This window comes from uncultured Caulobacter sp. (genome assembly GCF_937900395.1).
Lineage (GTDB): Bacteria > Pseudomonadota > Alphaproteobacteria > Caulobacterales > Caulobacteraceae > Caulobacter.
In genome coordinates this window covers 19,022-35,806 of the sequence record NZ_CALCDX010000160.1, presented here as the reverse complement: position 1 = coordinate 35,806, position 16,785 = coordinate 19,022, and the positions used below count along the sequence as shown (strand labels likewise).

Sequence of the window (16,785 nt, the reverse complement as noted above, 5' to 3'; positions counted from 1 at the left end):
TCCGACGGATCGCGCTTTCTGATTCACGAGCTGGGGACGCTGCGACTGCTGCAAGATCTGCTCGACGAGTGGCAGAAGCCGGATCGCGGGCTTTTGGACCCGCCGATTGCGGCGCAGGTGGTCAGGCCGCTTCTTTCGACGCTGTCGACGGCGCATCGCATTGGTGTGGCGCGGCAGGAGGGTCTTGAAATCGAAGATGAGGTCCGTTTCCGGATCGAAGGCGGCGCGGCCGCCGTCCGGCGTGTCGATGGCCTTTTCCAGCATCCTGGTGGCAATTGGCATCGACCTGCCGATTCAGCTCTACAGTCGCCTGCGCGAAGAGCTTGCGGCGCTCCCCGGACAGGCGTCGCCGGCCGATATCGCCACCACCGTCCGCACCACCAGCTGTCGCTTAGCCGGCCCGTCGATCGTCGCCACTCTTGGGCCAGCGGCGGTGTTCATCGCCTGCGGGCTGTCGGATTATCAGGGGCTCAATCAGCTGGGCGTCTTGGCCGGCCTCGGGCTTCTGCTCAACGCCGTCGCCATGCTGACCATCTTTCCGGCGCTGCTCTTGCTGCTGCCGTTTTATCGCAAGGCCTACACCATGGACGACACGCTGTTCATGCTGCAGGCCCAGCAGCTGCTGCTGGGAGAAGACGTCCCACAGGCGGAAGTCGACGCGCAGCCCGCCGTCGGGGCCAACCGTGACCTGGCCGTTAATCAGCGCCTGGGCGCCGGTGGCCTGCCAGTCGGGGAAGCGCGGCTGGATGTTGACGTCGGCCAGCTTGTCCGGGACGCCCGAGACGTTCAGCGGCTGGAACAGGCCCGAGCGCTCGAGATTGCCGCTGATGACCTGGGCGATCTCGGCGCCGCGCGTCGCGCCCGAGAAGGCCGGGATGGCGATCGGCAGCGGCTTGACCGCGCCGGCGTTGATGTCGACCTCGATCTGCGCTGCGGCCGGCGTGACGAAGGCCGCGCCGCTCATCAGGGCGGCGACCATCAGCAACAGGGCTCGGAAGCGCATCGGAGTCTCCTTCTTGTCGTTCCTTCCGGACATCAACGCGAACAGGCCTGTTTTGCGTTGAAGTTCAGGGCGATTTTCTGACCGTACAGATCGGGCGGCAGATAGGCGAACGGCGAGGCGGCGAACAGCGCGCGGATGGCGCGGTCCGAGGCGGCCTTGACCACCGGGTCGGGCGAGGACGTGCCCGGCGATTCCGGCTGGCCGACGACGCGGCCGCCCGGGCCGATCACGAACACCACGCGGACATTGACGTTGGCGCCGCCCTCGACCTCGCAGTTGGGGTTCCAGCGGTCCTGCACCTCGCCCTGCAGGCGGCCCAGGGCCGCGGCCGAGAGCCCGGTGGCGGCGCCCAGGGCCGGACGGGCCGAGACCGAGGTCTCCTGCCGCGCGGGGCCCTTCGGCGCGTTCGAGGTCGGCTTGCCGGTCGCCTTCTTCGTCTTGGCGATGGAGGCTTCCAGCGAGGCGAAGAAGTCGTTGTCGTTCTTCTTCGGCTGGGGCGTCGGCTTGGGCGGGTTGGGCGTCGGCGCGGGCTTGGGGACCGGCGTCGGCTTGGGCGGCGGCGCGGGCGCGGGGGTCGGCGTCGGGGCGGGCGTCGGGGCCGGCGGCTGCGGCGTGGCCTGCGGCTCGGGCTCGGGCGTCTGGGCGGTCTGCTCGACCGGGGCCTCCTCGGCCGGGCGGACGTTGGTCGGGCCGTTGGTGACGATGGTCACCGGCACCGACTCGCCGATGGTGATCGGCTTGGACGACTTCCACGGCAGGCCGAACGCGATCAGCGCCGCGACCGCGCCGTGCAGCGCGATCGAGCCCAGCAGGGCCGGAGAGACCCGTTGTTCGCGGCGGGCGATCATGCCGCCCCTACTGCGCCGGCCGCAGGTCGCCCGCGTCCGTCGCCGGTTTGGCGTCGCGCGGGGCCGCGCCGGAGGACGGGCCGCCCGTCTCGGTGATCAGGTTGATCTTGTTGAAGCCAGCGTTCGACAGGCCGGCCATCACCTGGGCGACGACCTGGTAGGTCGCGCCGCCATCAGCGCGGACGAAGATCGGCTTGTCATAGCCGTCGCCGGCGATGGCGCTGATGCGCGGCGCCAGGTTTTCGAACGGGATCTGGGTCTCGCCGACGAAGATGCCGCCGTCCTTGCGGATCGAGACAGTGATCGGCTCTTCCTGGTTCTGCAGAGCCGCCGCCTCGGTCTTGGGCAGCTCCAGCGGCACGCCGGCGGTCAGCAGCGGGGCCGAGATCATGAAGATGATCAGCAGCACCAGCATCACGTCGACCAGCGGCGTGACGTTGATCTCGGACAGGGCTCCGCGCGTGCGGCGGCCGCGACGGCGGCGGCCTCGGCCGCCCCCGGTGGCGAAGGCGTCGTTGGAGGACATCGCCATCGGCTTAGCGCTCGGTCAGGCGACGCTGGATCGCGGTCGACAGGTCGTCGGCGAAGCCTTCCAGGCGGCCGCCGTACTTGCCCGCGTCGGTCGAGAACTTGTTGTAGGCGATATAGGCCGGAATGGCGGCGATCAGGCCGACGGCCGTGGCGAACAGGGCCTCGGCGATCGACGGGGCGACGACCGCCAGCGAGGTGTTCTTCGACAGGGCGATGTTCTGGAAGGCGTGCATGATGCCCCAGACCGTGCCGAACAGGCCGATGAAAGGGCTGGCGGTGGCGACGATCGCCAGGCTGCCCAGGCCCTCTTCGACCTTGGCGGTCTCGCGGGCGATCATGGTGTCGAGAATGCGGTCGATGCGGGCGACCAGGAAGGCGGTCTGGTTCTCGGTCATCGGCCGCGCCTTGGCGTCGCGCCATTCCTTCAGCGCCGCTTGCAGCATGCGCGGCAGGGCGTGGGGCGGATTGGCGCCGGCCTCGCCGGCCACGTCCTCCAGCGAGCGTCCGCCGCTGACCTGCTCCTCGAAGCGGTCGGCCGCGCGGTTCAGGGTGTTGAACCGGAACAGCTTGTCCAGGATCACGGCCCACGAGCCCAGCGACGCCAGGATCAGGCCGATCATCACGCCTTTGACGACCCAGTCGGCCTGCATGAACAGGGCGAAGAACGAGAAATTGGGGGCGGCGGCCGAGGCGTCCATGCGGGATAGGGCTCCGTTGGGGCGTCTGATCAGGACAGGTGTGCGCCGTATGGCATGAAGCGGCGCTTGGGTGAAACTATGACGAGGGTCGATCGATCCGAAAAAATGGGGACGGCGCCTTAAGCTTCGCCGGGCTGCGCCAGCCAGGGCGCCAGCTTGGCGGTCATCTCCGCCGTCGGCCGTCGCGGACGGCCCGAAAGGCTGATGCAGACGGCGACCGCCTTGGCCTCCAGGATCGTCTCGTCGCCGCGCGTGATCCGCTGGCTGACATGCAGCCGCACGCCCTCGACCCGCTCGTACAGGGTGCGCACCACCAGGGCGTCGTCGATCCTGGCCGCGCGCTTGAAGTCCAGCTCCATGCGGATGACCGCGAAGCCGGTGTCCTGCTGGGCCAGCTCGCTGTGCGAGATGCCGACCGCCCGGAAGAAGTCGCTGCGCCCCCGCTCCAGATAGCGCAGGTAATTGGCGTGGTAGACGACGCCGGTGAAGTCGGTGTCCTCGTAGTAGATACGCACGGGCAGCTGGTGCTCGCGGTCTTCGAAGACGCCAGCGGTGGGTTCGATCATGACGCGGGCGGGTCCAGGTTGACGGAATCGCCGAGCACCAGACCCAGGGACAAACCCCAGGCCAGGATCGGCGCGGCGCCGTAGCCTAGAACGGGCGCGGGATAGTTTCCAAACAGGTTGCCGGCGATCCAGCCGGTCCACAGAGCCGCCAGCGCCAGCGCTTCGGCGCGACGTTCGGGTCGCGCTTGAGCCACAGCCAGGAATGGCGCGGGCAGGACGATCATTAAAACGCCCGCCACGAAGCCAAGCGCGGGATTGGCCTTCATCGTATTGGCGAGAAGTCCCTCGACATAGGGCACGGCGGGCAGGGTGTCTGGCTCGACCCAGGCGGCATAGGCCAGAAGCGCGCCGATCGCCACGCACGCCCAGGGCGTCAGCTGACGCGGACGCTCCACCAGCGTCGCCGCCGCGAGCGCCAGGGCGAAGGCCAGCGAAGAGGCCGCGTCGTGTTGGTACAGCAGAAGCAACGCGACCAGGGCCGCGATCGGCGCCACGCGACGGTCGCCGAAGCCCTTGGCGAAGGCCCAGGCCGCGAACGGCAGGACCATCGACGCCGTGTGCAGTTGAACCGGTCCCAGCGCCAGCCACCGCTTCGCGCCCTCCAGCGAAACGCCGTTCATCAGCGTCAGGACCAGGGCCATGGCGCAGGCGGCCATCAGCACCCAAAGCCGCCAGCGCGCGCGCCGCCAGAAGCGCCCGACCAGCAGGGCCAGACCGAGGGCGAGCACGGCGGAGAGCCCTTGGACGATCAAGGCGTTGCGCGGCCCGCCAGCCGCGCCGATGGCGGCCAGGGAGACGGCGACGCTCACGGCGGCCAGACCGGCCGTGAACAGCTGGATAGCGCGCAGGCCGCTACCCTTCATCGAACAGACCTCCCTGCGCCTGCCCCGGCGGGGCGACGGGCGGGGTCAGGCCCAGGTGCAGATAGGCCTTGCCGCAGGCCATGCGGCCGCGCGGGGTGCGCTGGATGAAGCCCTGCTGCATCAGATAGGGCTCGATCACGTCCTCGACCGCGTCGCGGGCCTCGGCGATGGCGTAGGCGATGGTCTCCACACCCACGGGCCCGCCGCCATAGTGCTCGATCATGGCGCGCAGGTAGCGGCGGTCCAGGCTGTCGAGGCCGCTCTCGTCGACCTCTAGCCGCGCCAGGGCCAAGCCCGCGGCCTTGCGGTCGATGATCGTCGCGCCGTCGGCGGTGGCGAAGTCCCGGACTCGGCGCAGCAGGCGGCCGGCGACGCGCGGCGTGCCCCGGGCCCGCTTGGCGATTTCGTCGGCGCCGTCGTCGGACAGCGGCGCGCCCATCTTGCGGGCGGCGTGCTGCAGCACATGGCGCAGCTCGGCCGGGGTGTAGAACTCGAGGCGGATCGGGATGCCGAAGCGGTCGCGCAAGGGCGTCGCCAGCATGCCCGCCCGCGTCGTCGCCGCCACCAAGGTAAAGGGCGCCAGGTCGATGCGAATCGAGCGCGCCGACGGCCCCTCCCCGATCACCAGGTCCAGCACATGGTCTTCCATCGCCGGATAGAGGATCTCCTCGACGTTCGAGGACAGCCGATGGATCTCGTCGATGAACAGGACGTCGTTGGCTTCCAGATTGGTCAGGATCGCCGCCAGGTCGCCGGGCTTGTTCAGCACCGGGCCCGAGGTGGCGCGGAAGTTCACGCCCAGCTCACGCGCGACGATCTGGGCCAGGGTGGTCTTGCCCAGGCCCGGCGGGCCGAACAGCAGCACGTGGTCCAGGGCCTCGCCCCGTCCCTTGGCGGCCTCGATGAAGACGCGGAGATTGCCCTTGGCCTGCTCCTGGCCGACGAACTCGGCCAGGGTCTGGGGCCGCAGGGCGCGGTCGGCGGGCGCGAGGTCGCCATGCTGCGGCTCGCCGGAGATGACGCGGGTCATGGCGCGATCCTCCCCCCTCCCCCTTGATGGGAGAAGGGTTGGGGATGGGGGTGACTAGGACGGGTCTGCTGGCGACGGCGCATCAGGCCAGCGCCCAACCACCCCCATCCCAACCCTTCCCCCATCAAGGGGGAAGGGCTTTGTACAGCGCTCATCGGCCCAGCTCCTGCAGGCCGGCCTTGATCAGGGCCTGCACGGTGGCCTCCTCACCCAGGCGATCGGCGGCGGCCTCGACGACGCGGCGGGCGTTCACCTCGGCCACGCCCAAGCCCATCAAGGCTGCGACGGCGTCTCCGGTCGGGGCGGGCTTGGCGGGGGCCGGGGACGCGGCGCTGGCGGCGGGCGCGGTCATCAGCACCGGCCCGTCAGTGATCGGCTTGTCCTTCAGCTCGGTGACGATGCGCAGGGCGAGCTTGGGGCCCACGCCATTGGCGCGGCCGACGGCGGCCTTGTCCTCGCGCGCGACGGCGGAGGCCAGCTCGGCCGGCGACAGCACGTCCAGCACCGCCATGGCGGCCTTGGGCCCCACACCCTGGATCGCCTGCAGCAGCACGAAGGCGCGACGATCCTCGCGGGTCAGGAAGCCATAGAGCCGCAAGCCCGCGCTCTCGCTCCACTGGCTTTCGATATGGAGAAGCGTCTCCTCGCCCAGGGCCGGCAGGCGCTGCAGCGTGCGATGGCCGCAGCGGACGACATAGCCGACGCCCATGACGTCGATCAGGGCCTCTTCCTCGCCGACCTCGGCGACAGCGCCCCTCAGGCGACCGATCATGCGACCCTCCGGTGGGCGGCGCGCAGGTTGGCGTGGGTGATGGCGACGGCCAGAGCGTCGGCGCAGTCGGCCGTCGTCTTGCCGGCTGTCGGCAGCAGGCGCGCGATCATGAAGCCGATCTGGGCCTTGTCGGCGGCGCCGGTGCCGACCACCGCCTTCTTGACCAGGCGCGTGGAGTACTCCGCCACCGGCAGCCCGGCGCGAGCCGGGGCGATCAGGGCGGCGGCGCGGGCGTGACCCAGCTTCAGGGTCGACTGGGCGTTGGTGTTGAGGAACACCTCCTCGACCGCCGCCTCGTCGGGACGGTGCTGCTCGATCACGGCGGTCAGGCCCTCGAACAGATGCAGCAGGCGCTGGGCGAAGTCGGCCTTTTCGTCGGGGACAATGACCCCGTGGGCGACATGGCTCATACGCGCGCCGTCGATCGTCAGCACGCCCCAGCCGGTGCGGCGAAGGCCCGGATCGAGGCCGAGGATGCGGATGGGCGTGCGATTCGCGTTCATCATGTGTTCTCGCACTTTCCTCGCTTCCGCCCCCGAGGAAAAGCCCTGACTTCCCTAACGACTCGTAAACGCCGCTCACTCTTGCGCCGGGAACCCATCGAGTCGAAAACGCCTCCATGATCGTCTCCCACTTCCGCTGCGACTGGACCCATCCGCCAAGCGACGACCCCGTCGCCATCTTCTACGAGGTGGATGGCCGGGGCGGCGTGCCGCGCCTGATCGACGTCTTCGCCGACGGCCGCCGCGCCTGCGCGCAGGCCGAGTTCGGCGCCAGCCTGGTCGAAGGCGCGTTCCGCGACATGGCCGCCAACCTGCTGGAGGGCCACGTCGCCGAGCACGAGGGCGAGCGCCTGACGCTGACGCCGATCACCGCGGCGATGTTCGAAGACGAATGGAAAGCCGCCGGCGGAATTTGATCCAAACCCTGGCGACCCGCGATGGGCTTCCTATCTAGCGGCGAGCATTAGGGAGACTCCGATGGTCAGTACGTCGGACGAAGGAATCCTGGCCGAGTACATGGTCAGCTACTGGTCGATGAAGCACGAAAAGATCGACCGTCCCACCAAGCTGCTGGAGACCCTCCACATCGTCGAGCGGTACCGCGCGGGCGAGAACCTGCAAGAGGCGCGCTCGGCCTACGACCACGCGATCTGGAACGGCGTGCCGGTTTCGGAAATGGACCAGCGCTTGGCTGACCTCGACCAGTTCATGCGCGACCTGGTCCGCGAGCGCGCGGCGCAGTGGGGCCAGCCGCACTAGCCCTTGCCGTCGCGCGTCGGCCCACGCCAATAATCTTCCGGCGAGGGAGATAAGCATGACGACGCGAACCGGTGGCTGCCGCTGCGGCGAGATCCGCTATGAGATGTCGGCCGCGCCGATGTTCCACATCGCCTGCCACTGCCGGGACTGCCAGTACGTGGCGGGCGGTTCGCCAAACCTGACCATGGTGTTTCCCGCCGACTCCTTGACGGTCACGCGTGGCGAGCCTCGCGTGTTCAAGGCCAGCGAAACCAGCGGCGGAAGCTATTTCTGCGGGACCTGCGGGGTCCACGTCTTCTCGCGGCCTGACAAGAACCGCGGGATGGTGGCGGTCAAGGTCGGAGGGCTGGACGACGCATCGGACTTCAAGGTCCAGGCCGATATGTGGATGGCCAGCGCGCCGCCGTGGCATCAGCCGCACGAGGGCGCGATGCAATTCGAGCGAAACCCGCCAGGCTAGGCCGCCTCCACCGCCTGGGCTCCGAACAACCCGCCGACAATCAGTCGACGGACGGCTTGGACGTCGAGGCCCGTGCAGACCTCGGCGTTCGGCGCGCCGTCGATCCGCTCGACCCGCCCCAGACGCGGCCCTTCGACGGCGACCCGCAGCCGGGCCGGCTCGAAGGTGAAGGCCTCGGGCGCGATCAGGCTGGCGGCGGCGACAGCGTCGTGCGGCCGACAGCCCTCGCCGCCCCAGACTCCCTTGTGGAAGGCGATGTAAGGTCCGGCCGCCTTGGTCAGGCGCGCCGACAACGGCGAGCCGCAGCAATCGGCGCCGCGCGCCAGGTCGGCCGCGGTCACCTCGACCAGATGGCTGGCGTCCAGGGGCATCAGGCGCGGCATGACGCCGGCCTCCAGCGTGCGCTGTAGGGCTTCCGGATCGCTCCAGCTGTTGAAGTCGGCGCCGCCCGCCGCCTTGCCCTCGACCGCGAAGGCGCCGGCCATGATCGTTGGGCGCCAGTCGCGGAAGGCGGCGGGATCCTCCAGCAGGCCCTTGGCGAGATTGGTCAGCGGTCCCAGGAACAGGCCCGCGACCTTTCGACGGGCCGCGAAGGCCAGGAAGTTCGCCGAATGGCCGCGCTCCAGCTCCGGCAGCTTCCAGCGCTGGGAGAAACCCGCGCCGTTCAGGCCGTCGACGCCGTGAGCGGGCCGCATCCGTTCGACCCGGCGCTTGGCGAGACCCGAACCCGCGCCGATATAGACCTCGGCCCCGCAGCCGGCGAGGCGCAGCACGCCGCGCGCGTTGGCGGCCGCCTGATCGACATAGGTGTTGCCGAACACGGCCGAGACCGAGACCACCTCGACCGCCTGCCGGGCGCGCGCCAGCAGCGCCAGCGCCAGGGCGTCGTCCACGCCGCAATCGGTGTCGATGTGAACCCGCAGGACCATCCCGCCACTCTAGCCGGGCGGGATCACGGGGAGAAGACGATGCGGCGCCTCAATCCTTGCGCGGCAGAATGTCGAACTCGACGACGCGCGGATCGGACCGCAGCCGATGAGCCACCTCGCGCAGCCGCAGCGCCCCCTTGCCCGAAAACGCGCCCGCCAGTTCAAACACCGCGCCGCCCTCCCGAAGCCTGTGGTTCAGCCTCATGCCCTTGAGGTCGTAGTCTGCCATCAGGCCGCGCAGCTCCTCCTCGTCCAGCGGGGTCTCGCGGCGCGAACGGACGCTGATCTCGGTGTAGTTCTTTTGCGGCAAGCCATGGTCCAGCCATCGCGCGGCGCTCAGGGTGGCCACCGCCAGCACCGTGCCGACGATCGCCAGGTCGTAGAGCCCGACGCCGAACAGCGTCCCGATCGCCGAAGTTATCCACAGGGAGGCCGCCGTCGTGAGGCCATGCACCGACACGCCTTGCTGGAAGATGACCCCGCCGCACAGGAAGCCGACGCCGGTCAACACGCCGTGGGCCATGCGAACCGGATCGATACGCAAGACGTCGGACGGCGTGTCGCTCATCCACCGCACCTGATGGACGGCGGCCAGCATCAGCAGGGCCGAGGCCAGGCTGACCAGGACATGGGTGCGAAGGCCCGCCGGCCGAGCGCGATACTCGCGTTCGAACCCGATGACGGCGCCGGCGACCAGCGCGCCGAGAATGGGCAGGAAGTCTGCGGGGGACAGCCAGGCCATGAGGGCTGTAACGGCGTAAAGCGGTTCGTGATCCCTCTCCCCTTGCGGGAGAGGGTGGCCCAAAGGGCCGGGTGAGGGGTCGCCCAAACGGAAAACGCCGCGACGGCGGTCCAGCCGGTCGCGGCGTTCAGGATGTCAACCCCTCATCCGTCGCCTAAGGCGACACCTTCTCCCGCAAGGGGAGAAGGGGGAATTAGCCCAGCTTGGCCAGGTCTTCTTCGCTGATGTCTTCGTTCGAGTAGACGGCCTGGACGTCGTCGTCCTCGTCTAGCATGTCGAGCAGCTTCATCAGGGTGGCGACGCTGTCGCCGGTGACCGGCACCTGCATCTTCGGCCGCCAGGCGATCTTGGTGTTGGCGGCCGCGCCGAACTTGGCTTCCAGGGCCGCGGCGACCTCGTTCAGGTCCTCGAAGGCGGTGTAGATCGTGTGGCCTTCGCCTTCCTCGTCCATGTCCGAGGTGACGTCATCGGCGCCGGCCTCGATGGCGGCTTCCATCATCTCGTCTTCCGAGGCGGTCTTGGCCGGATAGCTGATCTGGCCGACGCGATCGAAGTTGAAGGTCACCGAGCCGGTGGCCCCCATGTTGCCGCCCATCTTGGTGAAGTAGGAGCGGACATTGGCGGCGGCGCGGTTCTTGTTGTCGGTCATCACCTCGACGATGATGCCGACGCCGCCGGCGGCCACGCCCTCGTAGCGGATTTCGGTATAGTCGGCCGCGTCGCCCATCTGCGACTTCTTGATCGCCCGGTCGATGACGTCCTTGGGCAGGCTTTCGGCCTTGGCGTTGTTCACGGCCAGGCGCAGGCGCGGGTTCATGGCCGGATCCGGCAGGCCCGACTTCGCCGCGACGGTGATTTCCCGCGACAGCTTGGAGAACAGCTTGGAGCGCGCGGCGTCGGCGCGACCCTTGCGGTGCATGATGTTCTTGAATTTCGAGTGGCCGGCCATTCGGAGGCTCTGTCTCTGGTCTGAAAATGGAGTGTGGGCGCTTCTAGCGCTCGGGAGCGGGCTTTGTCACCCCCGACGCCGGCGGCGGCTGGGGCTTGCGTCTCGTCGCGCCCGCCTATAGTTAGGCAATAACTTAAGTATTTGGGAGCGATCGCCGTGAGCCTGACCCTGCACGCCCACCCGCTGTCCTCGTTCTGCTGGAAGGTGCTGATCGGCCTCTATGAGAACGAGACCTCCTTCGACAACGTGATGGTCAATCTGGGCGATCCGGCCGTCCGCGAGGCGTTTCGGAAGCTGTCGCCCATGGGCAAGATGCCGGCGCTGAGCGACGATGCGCGGAACGAGACGGTCAACGAGACCAGCGTCATCCTCGACTACCTGGACCTTTACTATCCGGGCGGCGTGCGGTTCACGCCGGTCGATCCGGACAAGGCTTGGCGCGTGCGGTTCTGGGACCGCTTCTTCGACCACTATGTCCATCATGCCATGCAGAGGATCGTCGCCGACCGTCTTCGCCCCAAGGAAGCCAAGGACGGTTTCGGGATCGACGAGGCTTACGCACAGATCGCCGCGGCCTGCGATCACCTCGAAAGCGTGCTGGCCGACGGGCGGATGTGGATATGCGGCGACTTCGGTCTGGCCGACTGCGCGGCCATGCCGGCGCTGTTCTATGCCAACAAGGTCCAGGCCCTGACCGAGCGCTGGCCGCTGAGCCTGGCCTATCTGGAGCGGCTGAAGGCCCGGCCCTCGGTCCAGCGCGTGCTGGCCGAGGCCGAGCCGTTCTTCCATTACTTCCCGGAAGCCTAGGCGACTTCCAGATCGACCTGGACGTTGCCGCGCGTGGCCTTCGAATAGGGGCAGACCTCGTGCGCCGCGCGCAGCAGCGTCTCGGCCGTCTCGCGGTCGAGTTCGGGGGCGTTGAGCTTCAGGCGGACGCCCACGTGGAAGCTGGTCTCGTCCTTGATCAGGTCGACCTCGGCGTCCAGGCTGTGCTCGCCCAGCTTGACGCCCTGGTTCCGCGCGACGAGGCCCAGCGCGCCCAGGAAGCAGGCGCTGTAGCCGGCGGCGAACAGCTGCTCGGGATTGGTCCCGTTCCCGTCGCCGCCCATCGACTTCGGATAGGCCAGCTTGACGTCCAGATGGCCGTCGTCGGACTTGGCCGTACCGTTGCGGCCGCCGACGGCGTGAGCGTGGGCGGTGTAGATGGCGTCGGTCATGGGGAGGCTCCTTTGGGGGCTGGGGTCTTCATGTGAGACCCGATGTGTGACAGCCGCAACGCGAAATCCCTCTCTCTTGGAGAGAGGGCGGGGCCCGCGCCGAAGGCGTGGGAGGCTTAGGGGTTATAGTCGCGCCGCGGCGACCATCGCTTGAACGAAGGCGGCCCCATGGGGTTCAGAATTTTCGGGTGAGCGTGAAACCTCTCACCCTCCCATCGCTGGGCGATGCCCCCCTCCCTCTCTAAGAGAGAGGGATCGACTGGCTCAGCCGGCCGCCCACCCGGATCGGCTCCACACGCGTGGCGAGGCCCGTGCGGTCGTCGGTCTCGACGAAGACGCCGCAGACCGTGGCCGGGCCGCTGGCCGGCTGGTAGCGGCCGCCGCTGATCTTGGTGGTGAAGCGCCGCAAGGGCTCTTCCTTCTGGTTGCCGATCACGCTGTCGTAGTCGGCGCAAGCGCCGGCGTCGGTCTGGTAGGCGGTGCCGCCGGGCAAGATCTGGCAGTCGGCGGTCGGCACGTGGGTGTGGGTGCCCACCACCAGCGAGGCGCGGCCGTCGCAATAATGGCCCATGGCCATCTTCTCCGACGTCGCCTCGCAGTGCATGTCGACGATCACCGCGTCGGCCACCTGGCCCAGCGGGGCCTTGTCGAGCTCGCGGTCGGCGGCGGCGAACGGATCGTCCATCGCGTCCATGTGGACTCGGCCCAGCAGGTTGACGACGAAGATCGTCTTGCCCGAGTCCGTCTGGAAGAGGTGGCTGCCACGCCCCGGCGCGTCCGACAGGATCGGATAGTTGGCCGGACGGATCAGGCGCGGCTCGCGCACGATATAAGTCAGGGCCTCACGCTGGTCCCAGCTGTGGTTGCCCAGGGTCAGGCAGTCGGCGCCGGCCTCGAACAGCTCGCGCGCGGTGTTCTCGGTGATGCCGAAGCCCGCGGCCGCGTTCTCGGCGTTGATGATCACGAACTCCAGGCCAAGCCGGCGGCGAAGGTCGGGCAGATGGTCGGCCAGGCCATCCCGGCCCGACTTGCCGACGACATCGCCGAAAAAGGCGAAACGCATCGAGAGTCCCAAGAAACTGTATGGATCGAGCCCCTCGGGGGCTCAGGCTTTGACCGCGATATACTCTTTTTCGGTAAGAATGGCGTCCAACGTTTGATCGTGCGGCTCGTGCGGCAGATTCTCCGTCTGCTGACCGCTATAGGCGACGCCCATCACAAAGACCGGTTTCCGCGCCCGCAACGCCGCCAGCGCCCGGTCATAATAGCCGCCGCCCTGCCCCAGCCGTACGCCGTCGCGCTGGAAGGCGAGCAACGGCGTGATCACCAGATCGGGTTCGACGACGGGGTTCTTCGCGCTGGGCGCGCGCAGGCCGATCTTGTCATGGACCAGAGGCTCGCCCGGCTTCCACAGGCGGAACACCATGCGATGCGCGTCGGCGTCGATCACCGCCGGCAACGCCAGCGTCCAGCCGGCCTCGCGCAGATGATCGCCCAACAGGAGCGGTGAAAGCTCCGAGCCGAGGCCGTGATAGAGCGCCGCCACCTTGCCCGCGGGCTCGGGGAACAGGCGCGCCAAGGGCTCGCGGCCGACCTCGGCGATCATCCAGTCGGCTTGCGGATGCTCGCGCGCCAGCTGCTTGCGCTGGTTGCGCAGAAAGACGCGCAGGGCCGTCTTGGCCGCGACAGGGTCGGCGATGGTCATACCGTGAAAGCTGTCATCCCGGTCCAGCGGCCGCAAGGCCGCGCCGAACCGGGAGAGAAGGGTGGCGGCGCCGCGAAGAACCGTGGGCGACAATTTCAATCCACTCGGACCTGGCATGCCAGGTGGGCGCCGTATTTCCGCAGCCACGGCCACGGAAAGGCACAGCTCCCAAGAGAGTCGATTAAGGTCCCCGGGATGTGAAGTCCCCGACGCGAACCGCAGCAAGACCCGCCGGGGACATAGATAGGCGCTCGCCCCCGGAAACGCCAGCGGCGCCGTGACGCGCCCCCTCAGAGCCCGAGGGCGGTCTTCAGGAACGAGTCCGCCCTGCCCAGCATCTGAGTGCGCGCGGCGTCATCGGCCAGTTGGTGGTCCAGCCCCTTGAACTCGATGAACTCCACCGAGCGTCCCGCCGCCTTCAGCTTGCGCTCCATCAGCCGGGACTCGCCGATCCCGACATTGGCGTCGAGATCGCCGTGGAACAGCAGCACCGGCGCCTTGATGGCCGAGGCGTTCTGGGCCGGCGAGCCTTCGGTGACGTGGGGGCCCTTGCCGATGAAGGCGCTGACCTGCGGGTAGTCGACGAAGTCCAGGTGCTCGGCGCGGAACGTCTCCAGGTCCGTCACCGGCGCGATCGCAACCACGGCCTTGAACAAGTCCGGATCCAGGACGGAGGACTGCAGGGCCGCGTAGCCGCCATAGGACCAGCCGACGATGGCCAGCTTGCCGGGCTTGGCGATGCCTTGCGCCAACAGCCAGCGGCCGCCGTCATTGACGTCGCCGATCGCCGTGCGCCAGGACTGGAAACCGTTCTTCTGGAACCAGTCGGCGCCATAGCCCGCCGAGCCGCGATAGTTGGGCTGCAGCACCGCATAGCCCTGATGGGCGAAGAACTGCGCCAGCCAGTCGAAGCCCCACTCGTCCCGCGCGCTGGGGCCGCCATGCGGCATGACGATCGCCGGCAGGTTCTTGCCGTCGCTGCCAGCCGGCAGGGTCAGGTAGGCTGGGATCTGGGTCCCGTCGGCGGCGGGATAGGTGACCGCCTTCACCGTCGCCAGCTTGAACGCCTGCAACTGCGGCCGCGCGGGGATCAGCTCCTCCATGCGCCGCGTCTTCTTGTCGAAAAGGTAGTAGACGCCCGGATCGCTGTCGCTGCCGGCGAACAGCAGCAGCTTGGACTCGTCGACCGAGGCGTCGACGAAGGTGACGAGCCGCCCCGGCAGGGCCTTGCCCAGCGCCAGCCCAAGCTTACGCAGCTCCGGATCGAAGAATTCGGTCTCGCGCCGGTCGGTGACGAAGGACGCGCCGACGACCCGCTGCTGGCGGCCGATCCGCACGAGGCCCTCCACATCCACGTCCGGCCGCGCCAGCACCAGCTCGCGCTTCAGGGTGTCGTCCAGCGCCACCTTGAACAGCGCCCGCCGTCCGTCCTGTCCGTCGAAACCGTAGACGACGTTCAGCTGCGGATCGACCGCATAGGGATTAAAGCCGCTATAGCCGTTGGAGCCGACCGTCAGCTGGCCCAGCGGTCGCCAGTCTCGCTTGTCCGCGGCGCGGTAGTAGTACTGGATGGTGTCGCTGGCGTAGCCCGTGGCGCGCTTGGGCCGAACGCCCATGATCCGCACGGCGCCGCGGCCATCGCCGATATATTCGACGGCGTTCGGATTGGGACGCTCGACCGGCTGCCGGGCCAGGGTGACGGTGTCGACGCGGTCGACGCCAAGGCCGTCCTCCTCATTGGCCAGGCGCGTGCCCGTGCTCTGTTCGGGGACATAGTCGCGGGTCATCAGGACGCCGCCGGGCGCATAGTCGGTCGCCCAGTCGATGATCGCGCCGCCGTTCTGCGACATGCGCAAGGAACGCTCGTTGGTTTCGGCGCTGAGGACCTTCAGCGGACCGCCGTCGTTGTTGATGGCGATCAGCCGCGTGAAGCCCAGCCGCCCCTGCGCGCCCTTCAGCACCACATAGATCTGGCAGACGAGACGGGTCTCGGTGGACCAGCCGCACCGCGTCAGGCGCTCGGGATCGCCGCTGGACGCCAGGATCGCGCGCGGCGGCTTTTCACCGGTCAGGTCCAGGATCACCAGCTGGTAGCCCCGTCCCGCCGAGGGCGTGACCATCGCCGCCTGCTTGCCGTCCGGCGACAGGCTGATCTGGTGGACATATTCCCGCACGCCGAAGGCCGCGGCGGCGGTTCCATCGGCCGCCAGGGCGTCCCCGCCCAAGCCGGCAAGGCAAAGCCCGGCCAGCGCAAACGCCACGCTCAGTTTCATGGAACCCCTCATCCCCCAACTCGGAAGGACGATAGGCGAAGCCCCGCGCGGAACACAACCTTAGCCGTCAAAGACGCAGGCGACTTACTCCGCCGCGAGCTTCTCGATCTTCTCAGCGGCGGCGTCGAGGGCGCGGATGGCGGCGATCTCGGCCTTGGTGCCCTCCTGCTGCATACGGGCGATCTCGCTCTGGGCGTGGGCCAGGCGCAGCTTCATGTCCGACAGCTCGTCGGCCAGCAGCAGGGCGCCCATCAGAAAGAGGCGCGTCTCGCCCAGTTGGCCCACGTCCGCGCTGACCTGGCGGACCTGACGGTCGAACAGGCGCGCGAGTTCGGTCAGGTGCGGCTCCTGGCCGTCCTCGCAGCCGACGATATAGGGCCGGCCGTTCACCTGGATCGTCACCTGGGCCATGCGTCAGGCCTCCTCGGAATCTTCGAACAGGTCGTCATCGTCATTGGGCGAATGCAGGTCGTTGGCGACGCCGTCCTCGCCCAGGGCGGCGCGGATCTCGGCGATGGCGCGGCCCAGCGCGACCGAGGCCTGTTCGCCGGCCTCCTCCAGCGCCTTCTCGCGCTCGCGGGCGGCTTCCAGGTCGGCGACCAGCTGGGCCTTCTCGTCCTCTTCGAACAGCCCGGGCGCGGCGGCGCTTCCGCCCCCAGCCGCCGCTGCGGCGGCGAGCGCGCGCTTGGTCTCGGCGGCCTTGGCCGCCAGGCGGTGCTCGAGTTGGCTCACCGCGCGCTCCAGACGGCGCACGGCGAGGTCGAGGGCCGTACCGTCGGCCGGGATCATCGGCGGATTTCCATCATGCAACGCAACATACAGATCGATGCCCTCTAAGCCAGTCGCGCGGGGCGACAATTGGGCGATGCAGAGCCCATAGCAGCATTCGCCGCCTTTTGTCCGCGCTCCGTGCGGGCCAAAGCTGGTTTCGTTGGGG

The 16,785-nt window shown here is 68.7% G+C and carries 22 protein-coding genes, 1 other RNA gene and 2 pseudogenes; 5 read left to right on the top strand and 20 right to left on the bottom strand.

Annotated features, from left to right (window positions below):
• Nucleotides 1–264 (bottom strand): hypothetical protein (locus Q0379_RS13955; protein ID WP_299009827.1); only part of this gene is annotated, 264 nt, incomplete at its 3' end.
• On the opposite strand from Q0379_RS13955, the pseudogene Q0379_RS24235 reads away from it, so the two are divergent.
• Nucleotides 197–499 (top strand): annotated as a pseudogene (locus tag Q0379_RS24235) (hypothetical protein); the annotation flags it as partial. The gene Q0379_RS13955 and the pseudogene Q0379_RS24235 overlap by 68 nt on opposite strands.
• Before the next feature lie 105 nt (nt 500–604).
• Here Q0379_RS24235 and tolB read toward each other — a convergent pair.
• The 9 genes and pseudogenes from tolB to ruvC form a co-directional block, all read right to left on the bottom strand.
• Nucleotides 605–1,003, bottom strand: a pseudogene (tolB, locus tag Q0379_RS13950) (Tol-Pal system protein TolB); the annotation flags it as partial.
• Between the two features lie 32 nt (nt 1,004–1,035).
• Nucleotides 1,036–1,851: an energy transducer TonB gene (locus tag Q0379_RS13945; RefSeq protein WP_299009825.1), complete on the bottom strand. Its 816-nt coding sequence runs from the start codon at nt 1,849–1,851 to the stop codon at nt 1,036–1,038.
• Between the two features lie 7 nt (nt 1,852–1,858).
• Complete coding sequence (locus tag Q0379_RS13940; RefSeq protein WP_299009823.1) at nt 1,859–2,383, bottom strand: biopolymer transporter ExbD; 525 nt, start codon at nt 2,381–2,383, stop codon at nt 1,859–1,861.
• Nucleotides 2,384–2,387: 4 nt separating this feature from the next.
• Nucleotides 2,388–3,080: a protein TolQ gene (gene tolQ / locus Q0379_RS13935; protein ID WP_299009820.1), complete on the bottom strand. Its 693-nt coding sequence runs from the start codon at nt 3,078–3,080 to the stop codon at nt 2,388–2,390.
• Between the two features lie 119 nt (nt 3,081–3,199).
• The gene (gene ybgC, locus Q0379_RS13930; protein ID WP_299009816.1) at nt 3,200–3,646 is read right to left on the bottom strand and encodes a tol-pal system-associated acyl-CoA thioesterase; all 447 of its coding nucleotides are present in this window, start codon (nt 3,644–3,646) and stop codon (nt 3,200–3,202) included.
• A complete protein-coding gene (locus Q0379_RS13925; protein ID WP_299009813.1) occupies nt 3,643–4,509 on the bottom strand; it encodes an FtsW/RodA/SpoVE family cell cycle protein in 867 nt (288 codons plus the stop codon). The genes ybgC and Q0379_RS13925 overlap by 4 nt, the downstream gene beginning before the upstream one ends.
• Entirely contained in the window at nt 4,499–5,539 is a 1,041-nt protein-coding gene (ruvB, locus tag Q0379_RS13920; protein WP_299009811.1) for a Holliday junction branch migration DNA helicase RuvB, read from the bottom strand. The genes Q0379_RS13925 and ruvB overlap by 11 nt, the downstream gene beginning before the upstream one ends.
• Nucleotides 5,540–5,690: 151 nt before the next feature.
• Entirely contained in the window at nt 5,691–6,311 is a 621-nt protein-coding gene (ruvA, locus tag Q0379_RS13915) for a Holliday junction branch migration protein RuvA (RefSeq protein WP_299009808.1), read from the bottom strand.
• A complete protein-coding gene (gene ruvC / locus Q0379_RS13910; protein ID WP_299009805.1) occupies nt 6,308–6,829 on the bottom strand; it encodes a crossover junction endodeoxyribonuclease RuvC in 522 nt (173 codons plus the stop codon). Before ruvC ends, ruvA begins: the two co-directional genes overlap by 4 nt.
• Nucleotides 6,830–6,930: 101 nt before the next feature.
• Here ruvC and Q0379_RS13905 point away from each other — a divergent pair, with 101 nt between their 5' ends.
• The 3 genes from Q0379_RS13905 (at nt 6,931) to Q0379_RS13895 (ending at nt 8,033) form a co-directional block, all read left to right on the top strand.
• Nucleotides 6,931–7,230: a hypothetical protein gene (locus Q0379_RS13905; RefSeq protein WP_299009802.1), complete on the top strand. Its 300-nt coding sequence runs from the start codon at nt 6,931–6,933 to the stop codon at nt 7,228–7,230.
• A gap of 61 nt (nt 7,231–7,291) precedes the next feature.
• The gene (locus Q0379_RS13900; protein ID WP_299009798.1) at nt 7,292–7,573 is read left to right on the top strand and encodes a hypothetical protein; all 282 of its coding nucleotides are present in this window, start codon (nt 7,292–7,294) and stop codon (nt 7,571–7,573) included.
• Nucleotides 7,574–7,628: 55 nt separating this feature from the next.
• Nucleotides 7,629–8,033: a GFA family protein gene (locus Q0379_RS13895; protein WP_299009795.1), complete on the top strand. Its 405-nt coding sequence runs from the start codon at nt 7,629–7,631 to the stop codon at nt 8,031–8,033.
• Here the strand turns inward: Q0379_RS13895 and Q0379_RS13890 are convergent.
• The 3 genes from Q0379_RS13890 to Q0379_RS13880 all read right to left on the bottom strand — a co-directional run bounded on the left by Q0379_RS13890 (nt 8,030) and on the right by Q0379_RS13880 (nt 10,653).
• Nucleotides 8,030–8,962 (bottom strand): nucleoside hydrolase, encoded by a 933-nt coding sequence (locus tag Q0379_RS13890; RefSeq protein WP_299009792.1) that lies wholly within the window; start codon nt 8,960–8,962, stop codon nt 8,030–8,032. The genes Q0379_RS13895 and Q0379_RS13890 overlap by 4 nt on opposite strands.
• Before the next feature lie 49 nt (nt 8,963–9,011).
• Complete coding sequence (locus tag Q0379_RS13885; RefSeq protein WP_299009789.1) at nt 9,012–9,704, bottom strand: MgtC/SapB family protein; 693 nt, start codon at nt 9,702–9,704, stop codon at nt 9,012–9,014.
• Nucleotides 9,705–9,897: 193 nt separating this feature from the next.
• Nucleotides 9,898–10,653 (bottom strand): YebC/PmpR family DNA-binding transcriptional regulator, encoded by a 756-nt coding sequence (locus Q0379_RS13880; RefSeq protein WP_013077858.1) that lies wholly within the window; start codon nt 10,651–10,653, stop codon nt 9,898–9,900.
• Nucleotides 10,654–10,809: 156 nt separating this feature from the next.
• On the opposite strand from Q0379_RS13880, the gene Q0379_RS13875 reads away from it, so the two are divergent.
• Complete coding sequence (locus Q0379_RS13875) at nt 10,810–11,460, top strand: glutathione S-transferase family protein (protein ID WP_299009778.1); 651 nt, start codon at nt 10,810–10,812, stop codon at nt 11,458–11,460.
• Here the strand turns inward: Q0379_RS13875 and Q0379_RS13870 are convergent.
• The 7 genes from Q0379_RS13870 to Q0379_RS13840 all read right to left on the bottom strand — a co-directional run bounded on the left by Q0379_RS13870 (nt 11,457) and on the right by Q0379_RS13840 (nt 16,637).
• Complete coding sequence (locus Q0379_RS13870; protein WP_299009774.1) at nt 11,457–11,870, bottom strand: organic hydroperoxide resistance protein; 414 nt, start codon at nt 11,868–11,870, stop codon at nt 11,457–11,459. The genes Q0379_RS13875 and Q0379_RS13870 overlap by 4 nt on opposite strands.
• Nucleotides 11,871–12,111: 241 nt before the next feature.
• On the bottom strand, nt 12,112–12,945 hold the full coding sequence (locus Q0379_RS13865) for a YmdB family metallophosphoesterase (protein WP_299009770.1): 834 nt from the start codon (nt 12,943–12,945) through the stop codon (nt 12,112–12,114).
• 30 nt (nt 12,946–12,975) lie between these two features.
• The gene (locus tag Q0379_RS13860; RefSeq protein WP_299009767.1) at nt 12,976–13,611 is read right to left on the bottom strand and encodes a 5-formyltetrahydrofolate cyclo-ligase; all 636 of its coding nucleotides are present in this window, start codon (nt 13,609–13,611) and stop codon (nt 12,976–12,978) included.
• A gap of 27 nt (nt 13,612–13,638) precedes the next feature.
• A non-coding RNA gene (ssrS, locus tag Q0379_RS13855) (6S RNA) lies at nt 13,639–13,803 on the bottom strand.
• Nucleotides 13,804–13,865: 62 nt separating this feature from the next.
• On the bottom strand, nt 13,866–15,848 hold the full coding sequence (locus tag Q0379_RS13850) for a S9 family peptidase (protein ID WP_299009763.1): 1,983 nt from the start codon (nt 15,846–15,848) through the stop codon (nt 13,866–13,868).
• 84 nt (nt 15,849–15,932) lie between these two features.
• A complete protein-coding gene (locus Q0379_RS13845) occupies nt 15,933–16,259 on the bottom strand; it encodes a cell division protein ZapA (protein WP_066686679.1) in 327 nt (108 codons plus the stop codon).
• Between the two features lie 3 nt (nt 16,260–16,262).
• Nucleotides 16,263–16,637, bottom strand: coding sequence for a hypothetical protein (locus tag Q0379_RS13840; RefSeq protein ID WP_299009757.1), 375 nt, complete (start codon nt 16,635–16,637; stop codon nt 16,263–16,265).
• Nucleotides 16,638–16,785 lie beyond the last annotated feature (148 nt).